The sequence below is a fragment of the Paraburkholderia sp. ZP32-5 genome (assembly GCF_021390495.1).
In the GTDB taxonomy this organism is placed as follows: domain Bacteria; phylum Pseudomonadota; class Gammaproteobacteria; order Burkholderiales; family Burkholderiaceae; genus Paraburkholderia.
Genome location: NZ_JAJEJP010000002.1, coordinates 1,470,123 through 1,493,738 on the forward strand (window position 1 = coordinate 1,470,123; position 23,616 = coordinate 1,493,738).

Annotated in this window: 14 protein-coding genes and 4 pseudogenes; 8 read left to right on the top strand and 10 right to left on the bottom strand. The window is 57.9% G+C overall.

All coding sequences use genetic code 11. The features are described from left to right. Positions 1–21 precede the first annotated feature (21 nt). On the bottom strand, positions 22–978 hold the full coding sequence (locus tag L0U82_RS25245) for a LysR family transcriptional regulator (RefSeq protein ID WP_233835469.1): 957 nt from the start codon (positions 976–978) through the stop codon (positions 22–24). 478 nt (positions 979–1,456) lie between these two features. On the opposite strand from L0U82_RS25245, the gene L0U82_RS25250 reads away from it, so the two are divergent. The 3 genes and pseudogenes from L0U82_RS25250 to L0U82_RS25260 form a co-directional block, all read left to right on the top strand. Next, entirely contained in the window at positions 1,457–2,608 is a 1,152-nt protein-coding gene (locus tag L0U82_RS25250; RefSeq protein WP_442793663.1) for a branched-chain amino acid ABC transporter substrate-binding protein, read from the top strand. A gap of 1,153 nt (positions 2,609–3,761) precedes the next feature. After that, positions 3,762–5,192 (top strand): annotated as a pseudogene (locus L0U82_RS25255) (ISNCY family transposase). A 269-nt stretch (positions 5,193–5,461) separates the two neighbouring features. After that, a pseudogene (locus tag L0U82_RS25260) lies at positions 5,462–5,613 on the top strand (IS110 family transposase); the annotation flags it as partial. Here L0U82_RS25260 and L0U82_RS25265 read toward each other — a convergent pair. The 3 genes from L0U82_RS25265 to L0U82_RS25275 all read right to left on the bottom strand — a co-directional run bounded on the left by L0U82_RS25265 (position 5,541) and on the right by L0U82_RS25275 (position 8,277). Then, on the bottom strand, positions 5,541–6,086 hold the full coding sequence (locus L0U82_RS25265) for a flavin-containing monooxygenase (protein ID WP_233837593.1): 546 nt from the start codon (positions 6,084–6,086) through the stop codon (positions 5,541–5,543). The pseudogene L0U82_RS25260 and the gene L0U82_RS25265 overlap by 73 nt on opposite strands. Before the next feature lie 259 nt (positions 6,087–6,345). After that, the gene (locus L0U82_RS25270) at positions 6,346–7,326 is read right to left on the bottom strand and encodes an NAD(P)H-quinone oxidoreductase (RefSeq protein WP_233837490.1); all 981 of its coding nucleotides are present in this window, start codon (positions 7,324–7,326) and stop codon (positions 6,346–6,348) included. 54 nt (positions 7,327–7,380) lie between these two features. Then, the gene (locus L0U82_RS25275) at positions 7,381–8,277 is read right to left on the bottom strand and encodes an alpha/beta fold hydrolase (RefSeq protein ID WP_233835471.1); all 897 of its coding nucleotides are present in this window, start codon (positions 8,275–8,277) and stop codon (positions 7,381–7,383) included. Between the two features lie 336 nt (positions 8,278–8,613). Here L0U82_RS25275 and L0U82_RS25280 point away from each other — a divergent pair, with 336 nt between their 5' ends. Next, positions 8,614–9,138 (top strand): TetR/AcrR family transcriptional regulator, encoded by a 525-nt coding sequence (locus tag L0U82_RS25280; RefSeq protein WP_233835472.1) that lies wholly within the window; start codon positions 8,614–8,616, stop codon positions 9,136–9,138. Positions 9,139–9,143: 5 nt separating this feature from the next. Here the strand turns inward: L0U82_RS25280 and L0U82_RS25285 are convergent. The 6 genes and pseudogenes from L0U82_RS25285 to L0U82_RS25310 form a co-directional block, all read right to left on the bottom strand. Beyond that, positions 9,144–9,666 (bottom strand): annotated as a pseudogene (locus tag L0U82_RS25285) (transposase); the annotation flags it as partial. 915 nt (positions 9,667–10,581) lie between these two features. Further along, positions 10,582–11,634, bottom strand: a complete 1,053-nt coding sequence (locus L0U82_RS25290) for a cyclase family protein (protein WP_233835473.1) — start codon at positions 11,632–11,634, stop codon at positions 10,582–10,584. A 497-nt stretch (positions 11,635–12,131) separates the two neighbouring features. Beyond that, complete coding sequence (locus L0U82_RS25295) at positions 12,132–12,428, bottom strand: YciI family protein (RefSeq protein ID WP_233837492.1); 297 nt, start codon at positions 12,426–12,428, stop codon at positions 12,132–12,134. A gap of 232 nt (positions 12,429–12,660) precedes the next feature. Beyond that, on the bottom strand, positions 12,661–13,812 hold the full coding sequence (locus L0U82_RS25300) for a serine hydrolase domain-containing protein (protein WP_233835474.1): 1,152 nt from the start codon (positions 13,810–13,812) through the stop codon (positions 12,661–12,663). A gap of 313 nt (positions 13,813–14,125) precedes the next feature. Further along, positions 14,126–15,778, bottom strand: a complete 1,653-nt coding sequence (locus L0U82_RS25305; protein WP_233835475.1) for a flavin-containing monooxygenase — start codon at positions 15,776–15,778, stop codon at positions 14,126–14,128. Between the two features lie 803 nt (positions 15,779–16,581). Beyond that, positions 16,582–17,571 (bottom strand): AraC family transcriptional regulator, encoded by a 990-nt coding sequence (locus L0U82_RS25310; protein WP_233835476.1) that lies wholly within the window; start codon positions 17,569–17,571, stop codon positions 16,582–16,584. A 502-nt stretch (positions 17,572–18,073) separates the two neighbouring features. On the opposite strand from L0U82_RS25310, the gene L0U82_RS25315 reads away from it, so the two are divergent. The 4 genes and pseudogenes from L0U82_RS25315 (at position 18,074) to L0U82_RS25330 (ending at position 23,363) form a co-directional block, all read left to right on the top strand. After that, entirely contained in the window at positions 18,074–19,651 is a 1,578-nt protein-coding gene (locus tag L0U82_RS25315; RefSeq protein WP_233835477.1) for a methyl-accepting chemotaxis protein, read from the top strand. Between the two features lie 727 nt (positions 19,652–20,378). Continuing rightward, the gene (locus L0U82_RS25320) at positions 20,379–21,533 is read left to right on the top strand and encodes a porin (RefSeq protein WP_233835479.1); all 1,155 of its coding nucleotides are present in this window, start codon (positions 20,379–20,381) and stop codon (positions 21,531–21,533) included. 473 nt (positions 21,534–22,006) lie between these two features. After that, positions 22,007–22,237, top strand: a pseudogene (locus tag L0U82_RS25325) (ISNCY family transposase); the annotation flags it as partial. Between the two features lie 274 nt (positions 22,238–22,511). Next, a complete protein-coding gene (locus L0U82_RS25330) occupies positions 22,512–23,363 on the top strand; it encodes an EamA family transporter (RefSeq protein ID WP_233835481.1) in 852 nt (283 codons plus the stop codon). Positions 23,364–23,616: the final 253 nt, after the last annotated feature.

Below are 23,616 nucleotides of genomic sequence, written 5' to 3' on the forward strand. Positions count from 1 at the left end.
TTCTTTATTCGTAGACGTCAATCAAACATCGATTTCAATCGGGTCGACGAGCACGGCAATACGCTTTGCGATGGGGTCATCCGTCGTGCCGAATTCCGCGCGTACGGCGTCGAAACATTCGAGAAAGTCCGTCGATGCAGTGCTCAGCACATCGTCCTTGCGCGTGATGAGGCACATTTCCGTGGTGCCGGGATGATTGATCTGCAATGCGGTGAATGTCATCCGCACGCCGGGGATTTCGACGACCGGCCATGGAACGATCGCCAGCATGTCGGTCGATCGGAGCATCGAAAGAAGGCTGAACGTCGAGCCTGCGCGATGTACGCGCTGCACGCCCGACTTGATGTCGCGGTTGATCGCATCCGATAGCGCCGCCGGCACGCCGAGAAATTCGTTTGTCGCTATCCAGTCGTACGGAGCGAGTTCGGCCCATGTGGTTGCATGCTCAGCCGGATGACCGTTGCGCGCAAGCACCGCGCATTCATGGGAAAACAGCGGTGTGATGTCGAAGTACTGCGCTTCATCGTTGGCGGGCGTGGGTCCAAACGCCAGATCCGCGCGGCCATCGCGTAGAGCAGGGTAGCGGTCGCCAAGATGTTCGGTGATCGAGATCTGTACATCGGGCCGCTTGACGTTTAGCCGACGCAACGCCGGGCCAATGAGCGGTGCGACCAGCCAGGGCGTCGAAACGATCGCGACATGGCCGCCGATCATGCCGTGCTGGATGACGGCCAGTTCATCGCGCGCCGTCTGCACGCTGCGCATGATCAGACGCGCGTGTTCCGCGAGCTTCTTTCCGGCCTCATTGAGCAATACGCCGTCGCGCGTGCGCTCGAGCAGTACCGAGCCAACCTCGCGCTCGAGTTCGCGCAGGGTCTTGCTGATGGCGGTGGCCGATCTTCCCAGCCTGATTGCCGCCGTGCGAATGCTGCCCGATTCGGCGATCGCAACGAGGCAATTTAATTGATGAATCTTCATGAGGCACTCTGTTGCCACCTGCGCAGCGATGATGGTTGAAGCGGGCTACCCATTCCAGCGTTCAGCTGAAAACTCGTTCGACTTGTTCATGGCGCCATTCTCTCAAGAGTCGGAGCCGCCACCAAACTCCGGGCGGTTCATCACGATGCCGGCGCTATGCGGAAATCGTCATTGTGATTGGGTCGCTGGCATCACAGGGCGCCTGACGTAGGTGCTTCTGTTTATTTATCGCAAGTGCAAAGAAGACGCTAAACAGATAGATCGGCCCGCTCCCCGTCAGGCAAAGGATGACGCGCGTCGAAGACTATGCAGATTTCTGCTTCGTAGCTGTCGATTTTCCTCAAGACCCTTCGATTTTTGGAATCTTATATTGCTGCAGCCAGGCACCGGTTAAACCGAGAACGCGAAAGGCAGGTGGCCGTCGGTCCAGCAAGGACGCGGGCACCGCAGTAATCCACTATCGAGGAGCACGAGAACAATGCATTTCCAGAGAACGGCCATCTCCACCGCTTTAGTCATGGGCCTGGCTGTAGCCGGCGCACAAAGTTCGTATGCCGCGGCGCCGGTTGACGTCAAGATCGGCTTTGCCGCGCCTCTTACCGGCGGTCAGGCTCACTATGGCGCGGATTTCCGCAGCGGCGTGCAGCTCGCGATCGACGATATGAACGCCACGAATCCGGTCATCGGCGGCAAGTCCGTACATTTCGTGCTCGACGCGCAGGATGATCAGGCCGATCCCCGCACCGGCACCACAGTCGCGCAAAAGCTGGTGGACGACGGCGTAGTCGCCGTGATCGGCCACTACAACTCGGGCACCAGCATTCCGGCCGCGCCGATCTACGCCAAAGCGGGCATCCCGGAAATCGCGATGGCCACGGCGCCGAACTACACGCGCCTCGGCCTGCCTACCACGTTCCGTCTGCTGACTTCGGACACTCAGCTGGGCAGTGTGCTCGGCGACTACGCTGTGAAGGGACTCAAGTTCAAGCGCCTTGCGATCGTCGACGACCGTACCGCGTACGGGCAGGGCGTGGCCGAAGAGTTCAGCAAGGCCGCGAAGGCGGCGGGCGCGACGGTGGTCGATGAGGAATACACGAACGACAAGGCCGTGGACTTCCGCGCGATCCTCACCAAGATCAAGCAGGCGAATGTCGATGCGGTGTTCTACGGCGGTGCCGATACTCAGGCTGCGCCGATGCTGAAGCAGATGCGTTCGCTCGCGATCAAGTCGTCACTGCTCGGTCCCGACATGCTCCAGTCGGATAACCTGATCAAGATCGCCGGCGAGGCGTCCGAAGGCACGCTGGCCGCGTCGGAGGGCAGCCCGCTCGCGCAGATGCCGGGCGGCAAGGCATTTGCCGAGCATTACACGAAGCGCTTCAACCAGCCGGTGGAGCTGTACGCACCGTATGCCTACGACGGCACGATGGCCGTGTTCAACGCGATGAAGAAAGCGGATTCGACCGATCCGCATGTGTTCCTTGCCGCGCTGAAGGCTACGAATATGAAGGGCGTCACGACCAGTGAACTCTCCTACGATCAGTATGGCGATCTGAAGTATGGCGGAGTGACGGTGTACAAGGTGGTCAACGGCGCGTGGAAGCCGTTGCAAACGGTGGGTACGAAGTAAGTCACCTAAAAGATCGAAGGTGCCGTGAGGCACTGCTCACGCATATTGTTCACTAGAGGAGCGGTATGCGTGAGCGCTTTCTGTTCTGATATTTTGACCGGCGCTCACCGGGATTTTTCTGCGAATTCCTCTTCGCGCCGGGCTCGCGTGGCTGAGTTTCTGCGTGCACTTGCTGAAGGAACGCCAGCCTGGCGATCGAAGGTGCGATCGGTCACGACAACAGTGACGATGACGACTGAAAACTACTGTGCGCTTCAATCGAGGCGCATGGATACAAGAACGTAGTAATGGCGGTGTCGAAACCGCCTGGTTCTGATCTCTACCAGCGTCTGGCCTCGGAGCGCAAACTTCAGCTGCCGAGAGCCGTGCCGGCGACCAAAGGGCTGGCGCGGTCGTCGCCTACGACATCCCCATCAAGACGACTCGCGACGGCCAGCAGGACGTACTCCGCCTCGTTGTATCCGCTTTGCCTCAATGAGCAAGGCGTCGATGCGCCTCGTCCCGTACTGCCGCAGCCTCGACGATCAGTTCAGCAATCCAGCGTAGCGCACTTCTGACCATCGAAAATGCGCGAACAACAAGGGGGGCTGGCTCAGCGGCGAAAGTGTTGGGGGCAGCAGACATTATTGACTCCGGGTTTATTTCTAAGTGAAAACCCTAATATCGTACCATTTTTGTCTGGCGCTTGCCAACGCTGCGATCCTCAAAATGTCAGTGCATGAGGCCGTGAGGGATGTTGCGATCCGACTCGCTCTGGAAGATGAACTTTCTCGGGTGCGGTCTGGTAAGCGGGTCGCGGTATTGCCGTCTGTTGTCATCACTGCTCGTGCTTCGATGAGCGTGCGATGCCTGGAACAAATCGCAAAATAGGTCGGCGCACTTAGGTCGCAAGTTGCGGCGCCGGTTGGATTTTCACGGTGGTCTGCGACGAGGGCGTCGTCCGGTCCGTCTCGCGCCGGATTGCTTGAGTCCAAACCCTGAAGCAGGCTCGCGTTGCTCCGGGAATTCCGGGCTAACTATATTTGACATAATATAAATTATCAACAGTTTGTCTGTAGTGGCTATATCCTAATGTCGTGTTCTGGCCATTTAGAAATGTCGTGTTTTGACCTCGGTATGCTTGCCGGTTCCTCATGGCGCTATGGAGACGGCGATGCATCCCGCGACCCTGGTGACATTGAACATGCGCGAACTCGACCGGCTGAAGGTCATTGAGGCCGTTGCCGACATGGGCCTCAAGCCTGGTCGCGCGGCCGAACGCCTGGGCTTGACCGTACGTCAGGTTGAGCGCCTTGTGATCCGCTACTAGGAATCCGGTGCAGCGGGACTGGCCTCGCGCAGACGTGGCCAGTCCGGCAACCGGAAGCTGGACGAAGGACTGGCCCAGCAGGCGCTGGCGATCATCCGTGAACGCTACGCCGATTTTGGGCCGACACTGACCTGCGAGAAGCTGCGGGAATGCCACGGCATCCGGATGGCCAGGGAAACGGTCAGGCGGCTGATGACAGACGCCGCTCTGTGGATACCACGCCGGCAGCGGCCGCCGAAGATCTATCAGCCGCGGGCGCGTCGTGCGTGTCTGGGCGAACTGATCCAGATTGATGGCAGCGATCACCGGTGGTTCGAGGAACGGGCGCCGGCCTGCACACTGCTGGTTTACGTCGACGATGCGGCCAGCCGGCTGATGCATCTGCACTTCACGGCGAGCGAATCGACCTTCAGCTATTTCGAGGCGACGCGGGCGTACATCGAATGCCACGGCAAGCCTGGCGCGTTTTACAGCGACAAGGCGAGCGTGTTTCGCAGTGGCAAGGCCCATGAAACGGGAAGCAGCTTGACACATTTCGGCCGGGCGATGTTCGAGCTGAACATTGACACGTTCTGCGCGAACAGCAGCTCAGCGAAGGGTCGCGTCGAGCGCGCCCACCTGACGCTGCAGGACCGACTGGTGAAGGAATTGCGACTGCGCGCAATCAGCACGATCGTCGAAGCCAATGCGTATGCGCCCTCCTTCGTGGCGGCCTACAACGCACGCTTCGCGAAGCCGCCGAAGAACGATTTCGACGCGCACCGGCTGCTGCGGGGTGACGAGAATCTCGACCTGCTGATGACGTGGCGCGAGACGCGACGTGTGACGAAATCACTGACCATTCAGTACGACCGCGTAATGTACCTGCTGGATGACACGCCGGAGAACCGGAAACTGATCCACCGCTACATCGACGTGTGGGAGTACGCGGACGGGCGCATCGAGATCCGCGCAGATGGCCGGGTGTTGCCGAACCGGCAATACGACAGGCTGGCCGAAATCGACCAGGGCGCGATCGTTGAACATAAACACCTGAGTCACGCGCTGCAGGTCGCGCAGGCGATCCAGGCGCAACGCGATAACCGGCGTATCTCCGGCTCGCCCTCGCGCACGAACCAGGGACAACCGGTTCGGGCAACGGAACGCGCGCAAGGCACGAAGAAGCAGCGTGAATTCACCCAGGACGACATCAACGGCGTGATCACGGAACTGGCACAACGAAGGCAGCCGAACCAGACACGCAAACCTGGCGGTCGGTCGGCAGGACCTGTCTGAACGGACTGACACGCCCTGCCCGTTCACGCGCTGTCCTTCAACACTACGTGAGATTCAAACCGTTAAAGACTGAGTCAAACTCAACGTCAAAACCCGACATTTCTAAATAGCTGCCGCTACGACATCTTGAAATGGCCCCGACATTGTCTGTAGCGGCTATTTAGATGGAATGGTCGCCTCCCGCCTTAACAGGCTAGCCGACGCCGCAGGATCGCGTCCGGGACATGCGACATTGCTGGTTCGGCATTCCTGCCGTCAAGGAGAACCAGATGGAACCCACGATCATTGCCATCGACCTGGCCAAGCGCGTTTCCAGCTTCACTATGTCGAACCTGAAACCGGCGCGATTCACAGCAAGGTGCTCAAACGCGCGCAGCTTGTGCCGTTCTTTGCTAACCGGTCATCGAGCCGTGTCGTCATGCTCTGCACTGCGGACGAACCGGTCCCGACGATTCCGATGCGTTTGCCGCTCAGGGAAAGCTCAAGATCCCATTGGGCGGAGTGCACGACAGGGCCGGCGAACTCGTCTAGCCCTTCGATCACAGGGAAGCGTGGGACGCGCAATCGCTCAACCGCCCCAATAACAATATCTGCGTGAATTTCCTCGCCATCCGCTGTGTTGAGCAGCCACTCCCTTCCGACCAATTCCGCAGCGATGACGTCAACCCCTAACCGAATGTGATTGTCGATCTCGAATCGCGTCGCGATGTTCCGGAAGTAGTCCGACGGCTGAGCACCTGTCGCGAAGGTGCTCGTCACAGTGGTGTTAGGAGCAAAAGGATAGCAATAATATTGCGTCGGCACGTCGCACGCTACGCCGGGATATCGATTGTCCCGCCAGATCCCGTCGACGGACTGCGCTTTCTCCAAAATCTGAAACGTCGAAATGCCCATTTTCCCTGAGCCGGATGCCCATCCGGATCCCGGCTGCCCCTGAGCCAATGATGACAATTCTCTTGTTAGTCATTCGATTTGTTTTGCTAATAGTATGTGAAGAGAATATTCGTTTAACTAAGGGTTGTGCAACGGCTTCAGTTCTTCTCAATGCTGATAGCCCACACCAGCGCAGACCGATAGCATGGGTGCGAGAACGGGACTGCCACAAACGCTTTGCAGGGGTCCTGCAGCTCATCCCGGAGAAAGTTTTGATGCCTTAAGCGATGCGTAGAACAATTTTTCCGACGTGTTTGCCTGCATCCATTCGGACATGGGCTTTCGCGGCTTCCGATAACGGGAAAGTCGTGTCGACAATCGGCCTCAATCGCCCTTCGATCAAGTGAAGCCAGACACGGTCCAGCAGCGTGTCTGCAACATGCGCCTTAAAAGCGGCCGACCGAGCTCGCAGTGTCGAGCCTGTGAGCGTGAGTCGCCGAGTCATCACCGACGCCATGTTGATCTCGGCTTGCATGCCGCCCTGAACGGCGATGGTGACATGTCGGCCGCCCTCAGCGAGGCACTGTAGATTGCGCGACACATAGCTACCCGCGACCATGTCAAGAACCACGTTGACGCCCCGACCATCCGTGATGCGCTTCACTTCTTCGACAAAATCGTGAGTCCTGTAGTTGATCGCGTGGGCAGCTCCGATCTCCAGCGCACGCGCACACTTTTGATCCGACCCACAGGTGACAATTACAGTCAGACCGAACACGCGACCAAGCGAAATAGCCATTGTCCCGATGCCAGACGTACCGCCGTGTACTAGCACAACGCTGCCTTCGGTCACATGCGCGCTATCGAACAGGTTGCTCCATACGGTGAATAGTGTTTCGGGCAAAGCCGCTGCTTCGATCATGGAAAGTCCCGCGGGCACGGGCAAGCATTGGCCAGAGGGGGCACAACAATATTCGGCGTAAGCGCCGCCCGCGACAAGCGCGCAAACTGTCTGCCCTACGCGCACCGGGTCGGCGCCTGCGCCCGCCCCGACGATCTTCCCGGAAAGCTCCAGGCCGAGAATACGCGGCGCGCCAGCGGGTGGTGGATATTGGCCGAGGCGCTGAATCACGTCCGGGCGATTGACGCCGGCCGCAGCGACCTGGATAAGATATTCTCCAGGCCCCGGTGTGGGTATCGGGCGGGCGACGGGCTTCAAGACCTCGGGGCCGCCCGGTTCGTCCGGGTCGATCGCTATCATGGTCTTGGGCAAGGTGGTTACAAACTGTTCATTCATCGTTTTCTGGCCGCTGGCTTATTGATCTGCCCGATGCTTGATGAGAAACGCGTCGATCGCTGTATTGACAGCCGCAGGGTTCTCGCGCGCAGCAAGATGTCCTGTGTCTGGCAGAAGAATCAATTCGCTGCCAGCGATCGCATCGACCATTCTCTGCGTCTGCACGGTATCGAAGACGCGATCCTCGGCGCCTGCGATAACCAGAACCGGCACGTCGCGGATCCGTCGCATCGTTTCATGAAGATCCTCGCGGGCGAGCAGGATGCCTTTTATCGCAAAAGCGAGCGAGACGGGATCTTCGCGCAACACCTGGCCAAGATAGGCGAGAAATTCAGGATTGCGGGCTTCGGCGGCATGGCTTCCGAAGCCCTGTTGTACTGCCGGCAGTAGCCAGTCGGGAGCGGTTTCGCATTGTTCCAGGCCGGCGGCGACCCCGGTCATCTGCTCGATCAGCTCTGGTGTCGATGGCGAAGCCGTGCCATTGGTGATGATTGCCGCGAGAATCCGCTCAGGCAAGTCGGCTGCGGCAACACCCGCTACCAGGGAGCCCCAGGAGTTGCCAACGACAATGCACTTTTCGATGCTGAGGGTGTCGAGAATCGCCTTGAGGCACGCAACAGATTCTTCAACGGAAATCGGGCGCCGCAAAGCATCCGACTCACCGATCCCCGGCGGATTGATCAATACGACTCGGTAATCGGGTGCAAAATGATCGAACTGGTAGCTCCACATGGACGCATCCAGCATGAGACTGGGCCAGAAAATCATGTCTCGACCGTTTTCGTTACCTCCAGTACGAATACTAACCTGACCGAATTCGGTGAGTACCTTCCGCTCCTGAGTTTGAGTCTTCCAGTTATCCGTCGGTGGGTTCGGTTTTTCGTAGTTGGTAGTACTCACAGTATGGCTCGACATTTAAAGCTCCAATTCGGTTCGCAGTGGTGTTGCCAACCGGAAAGTAGGTTGGCATGGGTGAAATCAGTTTTCGCCCGGGACCATTCATAGGCTGGCCGGAATGGCTGATGGTGCCGCTCCGTCAGCCCGCTCCCAGGCTGTCTCCAGACGCCGGCTGCTGTCGTGTGCAAAAGAATCGCGCCTCTAGCCAAACAATCTGAACAACGATAAGATTCGATTCTATGCCACCATCTTAACAGCGTCAAGATGATTTCTGATCGACCTGCATTAGTCCCGCCAAAGGGTTCTTACCATCACGGCGATCTCCGTTCCGCTCTTGTCGGAGCTGGCGAAGCTGTGCTCGAAGAGCAAGGCGTCGGCGGTTTTACGCTGGCCGAATGTGCCCGGCGTGCCGGCGTCTCCAAGGCCGCGCCGGCACACCACTTCGGAAATGTGCACGGTCTGCTCGCCGCGATCGCCAAGAAAGGTGTGGACGAGCTTGCCGAGCGCCTTGAGGAAGCTCTCGCGCTGGTCAAAGAAGGGCCCGCGCAGCGATTGCGCTGCGTCGCACGGGTATATGTAGATTTCGCCTTGGAGCGCCCAGAGCGGTTCCGGCTTATGTTCGGCCCGGCACGCCCAAACGATCAGCGTGGCGAAACGCTTGTCGCCTCAACGGACTGTGCCCTGTTTATTCTCGAGCGAGAGGTTGCTGCTGTGCGTCCGGATTTGAAGAATCGCCGGGCCATCACCGTGTTCACATGGTCGTTCGTACATGGCCTTGCAATGCTGTTGCTCGATCGCCGACTCGCCAGGTTGATGGATGGCGACCATGCAGATCGCGAGGCGTTAATCTCCGACGCCGTGCGACTGCTATCCTTTTAGAGGCGTTAACACAATGAGTTCTGCAGTTTTCGCAAACAGATAGTGCAGCAGGCGAGTTTCATAAAGGCTTCGTGGATAAACGCAAGGCGTTCGAAGCGGATGCGCAGTCGTCGGCAGTTGTGAAGCCACGAAATGGTTCACTCGACGACCAAGCGGGTTTTGCCAAGGCCGCTGCCATGGGGCTGGCCACGTCGGGCGATTTCGGCGGACGGCGGTATTTGTCGTGATCGTAGTATCGATCGCCCTGAACGATGCGGGGTTTGGAAAGCGACCGGCCGCGCATGCCGCCAATGGGCAGGGTCGCATCAGGTAATCCTCACGGGCGCCAACCGCCACGATGTCACCCCGCTTCACGCGCCGGTTGGAGCGGAATGCCCTGCGCATCGGTAGTCAGGTGGCGCTTTGAACCAGGTCGCGCGCGGTCGGTGGGATTCGGTCCCGTTTTTGACCTGCACCCACCGCGCGGAACGAAAAGGAATCGACGACGAGACGGGGCCAGTCAATCCGGTCGGACTCGCGTAGCTTCGCGAATTAGAGGGTAGCCACGTTCCCTTCCGGAAACGCGGCCCCCGAAGAACCGTACGCCCCGCATACGGCTCGAGCACGGCAAGAAGTATCCCACTGATGCCGGTTCTGCCTGCAGCGACGCAACATTCGCTGACGTCGGATCGTCGATTCATCCCGCTAACGCGGGATAAGGGCGCTGAACCGTAGTGCCACCTGTCTCTCTCAAGCCCCCCTTTCGCGAACCTTTGATGCAGGCCAACGACCGCCGCACCACGCGCACGTCAGCACTCTTTCAGGCTGAGGCAAATATTGAACCCCTATGCACTCCCGGGCCTATCCGTTTAGCACCTGTCTATTCCCCGACGTCGCTTCGACGACGTGCATCCATAACAAAGGGATGCAACCGGCCGTTCACCATTTTGTTCAGAGCCTCTCAGCAGCTTTGGCTCTTTGAAGCTGACGAAGTTTGCAACAGTTCACTTACGTTGCGCATGCGGATCTTGCCTGGCCCCCACACCGCACGGCTGCTGGCCGTGTCGCCCGCTTTCCGGTCACCCGGATGAGTCGTCCATAAGGAGGGTACGTTGTCCCCGAAGCTTCGAACCCGACCGTTACCGGTCGCGTGTTCAGGTAGGCAACTGCTGGTCGTACAGCAGGTCACGGCTTCACATCTCCGATGTTCCAGGTAGCTTAATGTGACAAGGCACAGAAGAGCTTTGCCATCCACTACTTACCGATTTACGTCCGGCGGACGGCGACACGCGTCGCACTTGTTAAGGCTTCTTAGTCTGGATCGAGCTTTCGCAACACCGCGCGTTGTTTAACGCATGACTCATGCGGAAAGTCGCGGACGAATTGACAGTCACGAGTCGCAGATAATTCGCTATCTGTACTCATTCCGTCAAACGGTAGTCAATGAATATCTAACCGAGGCCGTCAGACTGTCGCAATCGGCGTGACCGGAGAGCCCATTGCGCCTGAAAGTCTCAAAGGAGGCGCAGTCAACATGAAACGAGATCGCCCATGCCCTCGCAACCACTCTGCCAGATCGCGCAGATACCAGAGCTCGCCGAGCGGCAGCCCGAGCTTAAAAAGACAGTGATGATGCAGTGGCATCAGTGGCGATTCACCTGACTTCGGCGGGGTGCGAGCTGGATAGCGTTCAACCGCGTAGTTGTCAGCAGCAAGGGCTGCGATACCCGAGTCCGTGATCCATTGAAGGAGCCTTTGGTCCCGGCCGTCCAGCGCTCCACAGTGACTGTCCAGTACGGCTTGGTCCGGTCGTCGGTTCATCTGCATGATGAGATCGGAAAAGCCCGTGCGAAGTAGCAGCATGTCACCGCGCTCGACCTCGATCCTGTCTTTGTCAAGGATGCGCATAAGCGCGTCGTACCCGATATCGATGCGGTCGTATTCGTGATGCTCGACAAAGTCCACTAGGATCCCGCGACCTTGCATACCCTTGACCGCCAGGTTCTCGATGCCAAGGGCATGGGCGTGGCTATGGAAGCCGTCACAGGGACGGGCCGTTAGACCGTCTTGGTTCGAGTAAATAACGGGCCCGACGATGTCGTGATCTGCCCTGTAGCCGTTGTAATACACGCTTTCCGCGATACCGTCACCGTCGGCGTCAAACTTCGCACCCACATGCGCGAGAGAGTCCCACTGGGTCGAATACTGCAGCGAAAGAAGCACCTGATCGTCGCTCACGACGTCCGTCGCATGTTCGTCGTTTCGCGAGAACGGGAAGTTCACATAGGGAAGTCCGTCGCCAAAAGTCGGGCGCAACACCGGCGGATGTCGTCTCGAGTTGAGCTTGCTCTCCCCCGGATAGTCCAGGGGCATCGATAGCGAGAAGCTCAGTCCCGCTTGCACCTCAAACGCACCTTTGCGTACCTGCTCGGGGCCAATGAGGTTGACCCTTCCCAACTGGTCGTCTTCTCCGAATTCACCCCAGTTGGAGCCTTCCGGTCTGTGCATCCACCGCATCGCTATACCTCTATTTCTGATGAACTGCGTACCATTGTCCTGAGCATGTTCCACAAGGTTAGCCCGCGAGACCGCACCTGATCTATAGCCGGTGAGCGCTGGACCGCGGCCCTGGGTTGGGACCGATCGCTATGCGCAGCGACCGTCGGCTGACGAGCGGACCTCTAGTCGAGTTACCGCAGAAATGAGCGCGCCATCTCGAGGTGATCAAGCAGGTCGACGACGTTGCCGCACGACGTCTGACTGGAATGCGAATTCGCCGGCGGTATGACTGCTCGTGCCCATCGTGTCGTACGGCAATAAACGATACCGCCAGGAGAATGCTCCGCTCCGGGCATCCCACATCGACAGGTCGGGGGCAATCGATTTGGAAAGAATTATTTTGTCAGATCCCCAGCGACCCGGTAGCGGACTTGGGTTTGCTTCAAGGCAGCGTATTGCACGGTTGTACCCTTTTGTACTAGCAAAGTTAAGACAGTCAGAGCCGTTGCGCACGATCAGAGAAAGCAGACGTTCGCAAGGTATGCCTTACGCCACCTGACGATACTTATATGCTCGAAGAGTCCCGCTTTGAAAAACGGATCGGCTTCGATGAAAGCGGTCGCTTCGTTTCGTGAATCGGTATCCACGATATAGATTCCGCCACCGACATCCTTTCCATCATCATTGAGCTTCGCACCCGAAGCCAGCAGCAGGCTCGCGTTGTTCGCGAGGTACTCGAGGTGATCCGGCCGATGCTTCATGCGAAGCGGAATACTGTCCGGCTTATCCCAAGTTTCGATCAGGTAAGGAATTTTCGTCTCCGGTTAGAGCGCACGACGCGCAGCCGACAGGGCATGAGACGAACGTCTGCTCGTCACTTGATGGTTACGCGTCATGCAGATGGCTCACATGCACGACTCAACGTGGCCGTGCGCAAAAAATAATGTGGGAGACCGCTCGCCGTAAGCGCTGGCGTTATGGCCGGTTCTGGTCACTCTGCCAGGGTTAGAGTTTCACCAGTGAGATCGGCTATCAGGCCCGTCTTCATGCTGCAGAGGCACGCAAGTTCGTCTCCCTGTAGACCTCCATCTCGAACTCCATAAAAGTGTCGACGACAGCCGTATCGAAAAATGGGAGCAACTGCGTCATTAATACGCCGCCAACTCCCTTTTTACGGTCCATCCAGAAGTAAGAGTTGAAAACGCCCGCCCAATCGGCAGACTTGGCGCTGCGCAGCCCTGGGATATCAGCTAGCGTCAGGTGAAAACCAAGACCCCAGCCCTGCTCCACGGGTGCGGCCGGCACGTCGTTCGACAGGATCGGAGCCGACGATTGCATAAGATCTGGCAGCGTGACTGAGCCCAGATGGTTCTCCAATGCCAAGTCAAGCGTTGCAGGCTCGAGGACACCTGGCGTTATGGCCAGCCATGCCTGAACCAGACGTCCGAAATCCTGCACGGTTCCGTAGGAACCATGCCCCCCTGCATCCCATTCAGGTGCAGGCGCGAGGTCAACTTCGGAGGGCGCGAGAGCACCATCCGTCCGACGCTGCATCACGCGCAGCAACTGCGCGCGCTGTACGTCGCTAGGCGCGAAGGTGGTGTCTTTCATGCCAAGCGGCCCGTAGACGTTTTCCTGCAAGTATTCGCTAAGGCGCTTTCCTGTGATGTTTTCGATAACGAGCCCGAGCCAGTCGGTGCTGACGCCGTAGGTCCACGCCGTACCGGGGTCGTTCACGAGCGGAGACATCAGACTGCGTCGTAGGCCCGTCATCGGTGTGGGCTCGCCCGTCACACCGTGATAATGCAGAAGCTTCTCGTTGAAGAAGAAGTACGCGAGGCCCGCGGTGTGCGTCATCAGATGGCGCACAGTGGCGGCGATCGCCGGATCGCGCAGGCGTGGCTTGTCACCGTCAAAGCCGTCCAAAACCTGCAACTTGCCAAACTCCGGAAGGATGGATTCAACGGTCGTATCAAGTGCGAGAAGTCCTCGCTCCACAAGTTGCAGGGCACCCATCGTCACTGACGCCTTTGTCAGCGACGCGTTGCGAAACATCGAGCGCTCGCTTGCTTCGCCAGCGGCATGGTGAAAGATCTGACCATTACGGTCAACGACGACTGCCGCTATGCCGTGCACCGATCCGTTTGATGCGACTCTGTCGAGCAGGTTTCTGATTTTTGATCCGTCAAATGCCATGATGTCTCCTATTGCCTTCCGCAGTGCGCTGAGCGTAAATCTGCGGTATTGGCCTTGCGAGCCCACGAACCGACGATTGATCCGAGAGGTCATCGCCCGATGTGGTCGGCGGTCGCCCATCTAACAGGGAGTACCTGACAAACCTACGGGAAGGTCAGGGGCCGTTAATGGCAAAGCTACGTTGGATGAAAGCGGGGCGGACATATCCACGTGCTGATATGCCCGGCCCAACCTTGGCAGCAACTATTCAATGGCAGCTGCAACAACCCGATACAACGAGAGTGCCTCTTTATCGCCATGCAAGGCGACCAGCTCAACCGCGCCTCTTCCCGGTGATATCGAAACCTCTATAGTTTGCCTCGACGACATCCGCGCAAATCTTGCGGTACGCTGGCGCGCCACCGACGTAGATCATCAGTACGCGTGGTTTGCCAGGAATGTTTGCGCCGTTGTATGCAGACTGCGTCGTCGGGAAAAGGGTGTGGCTTGCCACTTCCTGGATGTGCGCACCCCACTCCGCTTCCGCATTAGCACTCACTTCGAATGTCGTGAAGGCGTTCTTCTGCATGTGCTCGATCAGGTCCGATGCAAACTCAACGTGATCCTCGATCGCAAGCGGGTTGTTGTAGATTGCAGCTGCGCTCTGAGGGCCCATCAGCATGAAGAGGTTCGGGAAACCATGGGCGGCCAATCCCAAATAGGTCTTCGGGCCATCCGACCAGCGCTCCGACAGTTTCAGGCCGTCTCGCCCTTCAATACCCAGGTTCAGCAGCGGACCCGTGAAGGCGTCGAACCCGGTCGCCAGGACGATGACGTCGAACTCGTACTCCGCGTCTTCCGTGCAAACGCCCTTTTCCGTGATGCATTGGATCGGGTTTTTCTTGACGTCGACGAGCTTGACGTTGTCACGGTTGAATGCCTCGTAGTAGTTGCTTTCGAACGGCGGGCGCTTCGTGCCGTAGGCATGGTCACGTGGCGAGAGGAGTTCCGCAACCGCCGGATCCTGTACGCGCTCGGCGATGCGCTCGCGAAGGTAGTCCGCCACCGTGTCGTTGGCTGCGCGATCAATGAGCAGATCTTGGAAGGTCGACGCGAGCATGCGGAAGCCGCCACCATCGTAGTAACGGTCGTAGACCGCACGACGCTCCTCAGCGCTCAGGGCCATCGCGGACTCCTGGGGCGGCTCATACGGTGCACCGATGAAGTTGTTGCGTGAAGCGTCGCGCAGTTCGTCGTAGCGACTGCGCACGTCGTCCATTTCCTCGTCGGTCATCGGAACGTTGCGCAGCGGCGCGGCAAAGTTCGGCGTGCGCTGGAACACGGTCAGATGCTTCGCCCGCTTGGCGATCATCGGAATCGCCTGAATGCCGCTTGCGCCGGTGCCAATGATGCCCACGCGCTTGCCAGTGAAGTCCACCGGGGTATGCGGCCAGCGGCCGGTGTTGTATATATCTCCCTTGAATACTTCGGCACCCGGGAAGTCCTGCTCCTTCGGTACGGAGAGATTGCCCACACCTGAGATCACGAAGCGCGCCGTGCAGGTCTTCCCGTCGTCCGTCTCGACCGTCCAGTAATTGTTGACGTCGTTCCAGCGCATCGCGGTAACCTGTGTATTGAACTGGAAGCTGCGCTCCAGATCGAAGCGGGTCGCAACGTGCTGCAGATACTCCAGAATTTCCGGCTGCGAAGCGAAGCGCTCGCTCCACTTCCATTCCTGCTGAAGTTCCTTGGAGAACGAAAACGAATAATGAATGCTCTCGAAGTCACAGCGTGCGCCCGGGTAACGATTCCAGAACCACGTGCCGCCGACGCCCGAACCTGATTCGAAGGCCTGAACACGCATGTTCAGCTTGTCGCGCAACCGGTGGACGGCGTACAGCCCCGTAAATCCCGCGCCAATGATCACGACATCGTGATCGGTTGCGGCCGAGCGCGAAGCGCTCTTTGTGTTGAATTCGCTGCCCATCATGTCTCCTTGCGTTACTGAGAATTAGCGTCCGGCGGACCGTTTGCTGAGTTTGTCCTTGCGGAATCGTTGGAGATACCGTGACGGGATTCTGCCTCGGCAGTCGGCTTTTAGATTGACTTAAGGCGCAATAAGGTTGACATTACGCGCAACTCGCTGCCGATGGCTTTGGTTCAGATTGAGGTTGGAAGAGAGACCCGTAGGGAATGCGAGCTATCTGAAGTGAGAACGCACGGACCGCCTGATAAATCGGTCAGCCGGCGCCAGAAATGCCGCTCCAGATTTATCCGGTGTCGAGGGGAAACAAAGATGCACAACAGATGCAACTAGAACTTCATGGATGTGAGTTTGGGCCGAACCCAGACCTATACTCTTAGGCCACGTGTTTTCCAACGATCGAACAGTTGTGCGTGCGACACATAGAGCCCGCGCGGCAGCCCGTAAATTACGTGTACCTGCTGGTCAGCGCTCTTCAAAGGGGTTGTCTCGATGTCATCGAGGTCGGGTGTCTGTCATCACCAACGCGCCCGTCAGTAGACGGTTCAGCTTGCGAGGCAACGCGTTCGATCTTTGTGTCACTGTAACTCTCACTTAGGTGAGCAGCTATGCAGCAGGCTAACGCGTTTCACTCATATCAAGATCGAAAGAAAACTCTCGATTGTCTCGCCGCGAATGAACGGATCGCCAATGTCGATCACGTCATCCTTATCCGGAGGTGGTCCCCGCTGACAACCCAAACCCAAAGCTTCTTGATCTCAACCTAAGCGGCCCTGAGACAGAGCGGAAACCGATTCTGACGCCATCTATCTGACACTCGTTGGCGACTTTCCGTACCAACGACGAAACGAACGACTCAGCGCACTTGTCTCCGAATAACCCAGGATCTCTGCAATCTCAGACACGTCGAGGCTCGAATCCCGCAGATACTTCATTGCCAGATCCGCGCGCACGGCATCCTTGAGCTCCTTGAAACCCGCGCCAAGAGACTGCAGATGCAACTGCAACGTACGTGGCGCCATGCCCATGGCCTGACTAACGTCTGCCAACGTGCACGGCCCGTATGGAATCATTACCCGCATAGTGGCGTCGACCTGATCGATGAGCCCGGCATCGGGAGATCCCTCCTCGCTTCGAAGGATACGGGCCAGCAGAGTGCGTGTTCGAGACCCCGCGGAGCGTAGCCGAGTGTCAAGAACCGCATTTTCAAGGAAGATCCCGTTGAACTCCTGATCGAACAGAACATTCGGGCCGAATACCTTCTGATGTGTCTTGATATCCCGCGGCTTGGAATGCCGAAAGTAGACCCGCTTGGGCTCCCACTGGCTCGGTGCATGCGACCTGAGATCCGTGCATGTCACCGCGAGTGAGTACTCCGCAACCTGAACGTCACGGCCTCCTGCTCCTGGCAACGCTGTCCACGTCAGCAACTGACCGCCCGGCTGCCGAGTGAGCGACATATCGACATCTCGCGTGTAGATGTTGAAGTGGTTCACCAGGTCTTCAACCATCTGCCCGATCGTCTGCGCCTGCCGAAGCAGGATCCACAAGGGGCCAAGCACGGCCATGTTCGCCCGGCTTGCCATGAGTAGCCCGAAATTTCGACATCGGAACTCCGCGGCAACATACTCATAGAACTCGAATATCTGTGAAACGAGTACGGGCAGATCGGGATCAGTCAATGTGCGGAAATCGAGTCCGACAGCGTTCGCCACTTCTTTCGCGTCGCCGCCGAGACCCTCGATCAGAGGAATTGACCCCACAAGGGCTGAACTTCTGACGTAGTGACCGGGCATGACGCTCTCCGCAGGAATTGCGCGTAATGTCAACAAAAATGCGCGTAAAGTCAATCCGTAATTTTACGATCGATGCAGAATCCAGCCCAGAGTACCCTTGTCATGCAGTGACTTCGGGCTTTATATCTTTCCGAAATCGCCCGCACTTGCCATTGCTGCCCTAGTCCGCGCACTCGTGTACTACGCGGTGATGGTCATGTACGCGACACGGCCTGCCATTAAAAGCACATTGCGGGTTTGGAACCAGGAGATCTATGCCGTTCGTCCATGCTTCAGCCTGGCGCTGTGAGCCTCCGGCTCGTTATCTGAATTCTCGTCGATTCACCGCTTGCCGTCTGATCCTGTCGATTCAACGAGGTGGCTGCATCCTAACGTCCGGTATGCGCACGAGCAAATGCTTTGCGAGCAGAGTCCGTGACACGAGATGCCCAAGCTATCTACAGTCAAACGGTTTCTCCAAAATTCGCCATCTTATTAACGTCATGCCATCGAGCACTGGACCATGTTCAAGAACAACCTGAAAGCTGTCATGACGCACCTTCCGGGTCTCAGTCTGAAGCAGCGATTGAGCTTGGTGTTTGTGCTGCTCGCATTGATGACAATCGTCACAGCAGGGATTGGAATCCAGGGGATCCTGCAGGCAAATGAGCACAGCCAGTACACGTTCGAGAAACTTACGAAGCCAGGTCAGGCGATCGAAAGCTCGTACATCACGACGCTGGTCGAGGTAATCCAGTTGATGGAGGCCATCAGTGCTTCGGATGCGGCGACGCGCAATGATCGACTCGATCTCATTGAAAAACTCCAGAAGGACAGTGATGAAGAATTCAACCGATTCGTTGCGAACGAGAAGGCGATCACCATCCAGCCAATTGTCAATGATGTACTACGTGATCACGAGAAATTCCGGCAGGCTTTCCTGAAAGCAGTGCAACTGTTTCAGGCGGGCAATGTAGATGCAGCGCTGTCCGCTGAAACGGATGAGGTCCGCCCGTACGGTGTCTCGCTCTTCCAAAGTGTCGTGAAGCTAAGTGCGATGCTCCGCTCCGAGGCCGAGATTGCCAACGAACGCAACGTGCAGTCGTACTATCGTATGATGACGATGATGGTGTCCGTTGTTGTCGGCGGCCTTCTGATCGTGGGTACATATGGTTGGAAGCAGCTGCAGACGACCGGTCGAAACATATCCGGCATCGAGGACACCCTTCAATCCATCGCCCATACGCTTGATCTAACCAAACGCGCGCCAGTTGAGCGTATGGACGAAATCGGCCGCGCGGCCACGGCATTCAACGAGTTGATCCACCAGTTCACCGGATTGATCTCACAGGTCAAAACGACTGCAAGCGCGGTGGGCACTGCCACGCAGGAAATTGCGACTGGTAACCTCGATCTATCTGCACGCACCGAACAGCAAGCGGCGTCGCTCGAAGAAACGTCGGCAAGTATGCGCGAACTGCTCGATCGCGTGAAACAGAATACAGAGAACGCACAACAGGCCAACGAACTTGCAATCACGGCGTCTGAGGTCGCGATGAAAGGCGGACAGGCTGTGTTCCAGGTCGTAAGCACGATGTCGGCGATCACCGCTTCGTCCGGCAAAGTTGTGAACATCATTAGCCTGATCGAGAGCATTGCCTTCCAGACTAACATCCTCGCGCTGAATGCAGCAGTCGAAGCCGCTAGAGCCGGCGAACATGGCAGAGGTTTCGCCGTTGTGGCGGGAGAAGTGCGCTCGCTCGCGCAGCGCTGTGCCACTGCTGCGAAAGACATCAAAACGCTCATCGATGATTCGGCCGAGCAGGTCGGCCGCGGAAGTGCTCTCGTGGACAATGCAGGAAAGACTATCGACGAAGTTGTGTCACGCGTTCGACACGTCGCTTCGATTATGGGTGAGATCAGTCTTTCGTCCCAAGAGCAAACATTAAGCCTCGATCAAATCGGCACAGCAATGTCACAGATCGATGGCGTCACACAACAGAACGCGGCATTGGTTGAAGAAGCAGCCGCCGCAGCGAACGCGCTGAACGATCAGGTCACCGAGCTTGATCATGCAGTGGAAGTATTTAGATTGACATAGGTGACGGTTGACTATCAGCAGCAGCACTCGCACCGAATCACTCGTAGTCAACGGATCTCCTGGATTTTTTTCTCAGATCGAGATTTTTTGGAGTTACAGACACATTTACAGATTAAGTGCCCCCCAAATATCCCGCGCTCGCGGCGGAATTTAGCGATCTTTCATCTGGATAGGCCCAGCCCACATCATGTATTTCGGGTCGCCCGACAGTACACGTACTCATCAGGAAGCATGCCACACGCGTGCCACGGCGGCCAGAAGCTCAGGAAGGCCGCTGTTAAAGCAGGTGATCGTACGCGTAATCTGCGAGACGGGGCACACGGGTGAGCCGGTCATCCGGAATGCTGTTTGTGAAATGCAATCGCGGACATGCACGGTGAACTTCCACCAGTTGATCTACCTGTATTCCTGGCATTGACTTACTGCGATAACTGCGAATCTTACCTAAATTGAAAATATTCGAAATTTATTAAGGATGCCAAATGTTATTGATAAATTGCTCTGCGATTTTTCATCCGAACGTCTGGCATCCCCAGCTACGGGGACCGTTCACGCATCCAATGAAGAGCAGACACGACACGGGTTCTGCGCCACGGGATCGCCGACAGATCACGCTCGCTTTTAGACGACGCGCTCGCCCCTACAGGTAAATCAGCACAACCGCTTTTATTGAAAAACCTTAGTAGAAAAAGCTTTTATCACATAGTTTCACACATAGGAGGATGACATGAAGAAGTACTGTATATTTGCAATCCCGGCTTTCATCTCGATGAGCGCCATCGCCCAAAGTAGTGTCACCCTCTATGGGCTGATCGACGAAGGGATCGGTTATACGAACAACGCAAGCGGCAAGTCGTCCTGGAATACGCAGAACGGCTGGGTCGCAGGTGATCGGTGGGGCCTGCTGGGATCGGAAGATCTCGGTGGCGGCATGAAGGCAATTTTCCGCCTGGAAACCGGCTTCCTGCTTGATAACGGACGATCGCTCGTCTCGGGTGAAATGTTTGCGCGTCAGTCGTACGTGGGTCTGCAAAGTGATACGCTTGGTACCCTGACGTTTGGGCGGCAATATGACACCGTCGCGGACATGATTGGACCGCTGACCATGAATGGCTCGTACGCCGGCTGGCCCTTCTCCCACCCGTTTGACAACGACAACACCGATGACACGTTTCGCGTCAACAACTCAGTAAAGTACTTGAGTCCGAGGTTCAATGGGCTTCAATTCAGCGGTCTCTACGGTTTCAGCAATCAGGCCGGCGGATTCGCCAACAATCGTGCCTTCAGCGCGGGCATCACCTATACCACAGGAGCGTTAGACCTCGGCGCAGCGTACTTCCAGGCGAACAATGGGGGGGCGAACCAAGGGGGGGCCATGCCGGGTCTCAATGGCGTAGGTGCGTATGGCGACGTGAACTTTATCGCGAAACGTCAGCGCGTCTATGGAGCAGGTGCGAAATACACATTTAATTCCGTTGCGCTCGGCGTGGTGTACACGCACTCGTCCTTTGACGATCCAGTGTCGTCAATCTATACCGGGCCGTTCGGCGCTAGCGCCCAGTCTCTGAAGTTCGACAATTTCGAAGTCAACGCGAAATACCAGTTCAACCCTGCCCTGTTTGCCGTCGCAATGTATACGTTCACCCGAGGACACTATAGCGCGGGCGCGACGAATGCAAAGCCCGACTGGAACCAGGGCGCTCTCATGCTGAACTATTCCCTCTCGCGGCGCACCAGTGTGTATACGCAAGTAGCCTATCAGCACGTGAGCGGCGGAACGACGGGTACAGGACTCGACAATGCCTTCGTGCTCGGTGCCGCAGGTCCGTCCTCGACCCGTTCACAGGTGCTCACACGCATCGGCCTTTTCCATACGTTCTGACCGAACGCGCCGCCGGGTTTACCCATCGTCGTGTGAAAAATCGTGTGACCGGACAGGAAGCCAACTCCCGTTCGGTCACTTTTCTATTTCCGCTGCTCTGCGCGTCAATCAAAGAAGATGTGCTCGTCACATAAGGCTGCGATTCTCAACTCCTTGCTCCGCCATCATCTTTGGCTGGGCAAGCATCAACTGAGATCAGGCGATCCTTCTCTCGCGCAATCACCCAGCAAAGCCATGGTGCACCGCGTTGTCTGCGCGAAGGTATGGCCCTCGGGGGCACTCGAACGCCGCGCCAATCTGCACCTAAAGCTTGCATGCAATTCGGTCTCGATCACAGTGGCACAAGGATTCTGCGACGAGCGATGTCATATCAACTTTGCGTTGATCCTCTTCCGCTAAATTGAAATGTCGTGTTCGCGGGTTCATGCTGCTTGACCGGCTGAAGGCATCAAAGTGGTAGCCGATCACGCCTGATGAGCTGGCGCGCCGCGGAACGGTTGGGTCTGAGTCCGCGCAGGTCGAATGGCTCGTGATCCGCTACCGCGAAGAAGGCGCCGCCGGCCTCGTTTCTCAGCGGCGCGGTGCACGCAGCAATCACCAGTTGCTGCAGACGCTGCTTGAGCGGGCACCTGATGACGGACGCAGGTCTGTGGGTGCCGCGCCGGCAGCAGCCACCGAAGGTCTACCAGCCGCGCGCGGCGCGCGTTTTTGTGGATATATGTGCTATTTTGTGGCTTTGTGGCAATGGCGATCCGTCCTGCTGTCGCGTGCCGCGCGACATGGCAGCGCGATAACCTCTCCCTGCTTTTTCACCCAACTCACCATGCACCCGTTGCTACGCCGCGCCGAAATCCTGCGGATTGCCCAGTCACCAGGCATCACGTCGACCAGCCGGTTCGCACAACCATCTAGCGTCATTGCACGCGCCTGCGTCGAACATAGCCGCGAAATCACCATCCGCCGGTCACCACAATTAGCATGACGATGACACTGCCGGTCTTTTTCGCGGTGCTGTCGGCTGCACTGCTGCATGCGGGCTGGAACGCGTTGCTCAAGCTGCGGCTCGATCCTTTTCTGGCGATGACCTTGCTATGCATCGCGTGCGGCTTGATAGCGCTGCCGTCGCTGCTGTTCACCGGGCTCGCGCGCCCTGCCGCGTGGCCTTGGGTAGCGGCATCGGTCGCGCTTCATTTCGGCTACTACGTGTGTCTGAGCGAAGCGTACCGTCGCGCCGACATGAGCCAGATCTACCCGATTGCGCGCGGCTGCGCTCCGTTGATGACCACGTTCGTGTCGCTGACGATACTGCGCGAGACGATGAGCGCCGGCAGCATTGCAGGCGTCGTGTTACTCGGCAGCGGCGTGTTGCTGCTGTCACTCCGCGGCCATCATCACAGCGCGGCGGAAAATCGCGTCGCGCTCGGCTTCGCGCTGCTGACGGCGATGACGATTGCGGGATACACGGTCGTCGATGGCGTGGGCGCGCGGGCGGCCGGCAGCCCGAATGCCTATGCGGCGACTCTGTTCGTCTTCGATGCCTTGCCGATGCTGGCGCTGTGTCTGTACCGCCATGGACTCGCCGGCATGGCGCCGATGCGGCGTTTCCTGCTGCCGGGTTTCGCGGGCGGCGCGATGTCGCTGGCGGCCTACTGGATCGTGATCTGGGCGATGACGCTCGCGCCGATCGCGCTCGTCGCAGCGGTCCGCGAGACGAGTGTGGTGTTCGCCGGCTTCATCGCCGTGTACGTGCTGAAGGAGCCTTTCAGCCGCGTGCGTGCCGCGGCTGCCACATTGACGGTGGCCGGCCTCGCGCTGATGCGGCTTTTCTGAGCGCAGGCGCGGGCCTTCGCGACGGCAGTGCGGTCCTCGTCCGCGCTGAGCGGGGCCGCGGGCGGCCGACCCGCTCACCGCTCACCCGCTCCCAGCCGCTCGCCTCCCCCTCCTCCACGCCTGCCCTGAGCAGATTTATCCCAATCACAGACGCCGCTGCCATAACAGTCGCAGCCTTCACCACCACATCGAGCCACCATCTCACAGCCTTCACATATGTGGCAAATAATGGCGTATTGACTGTATTTGTTGC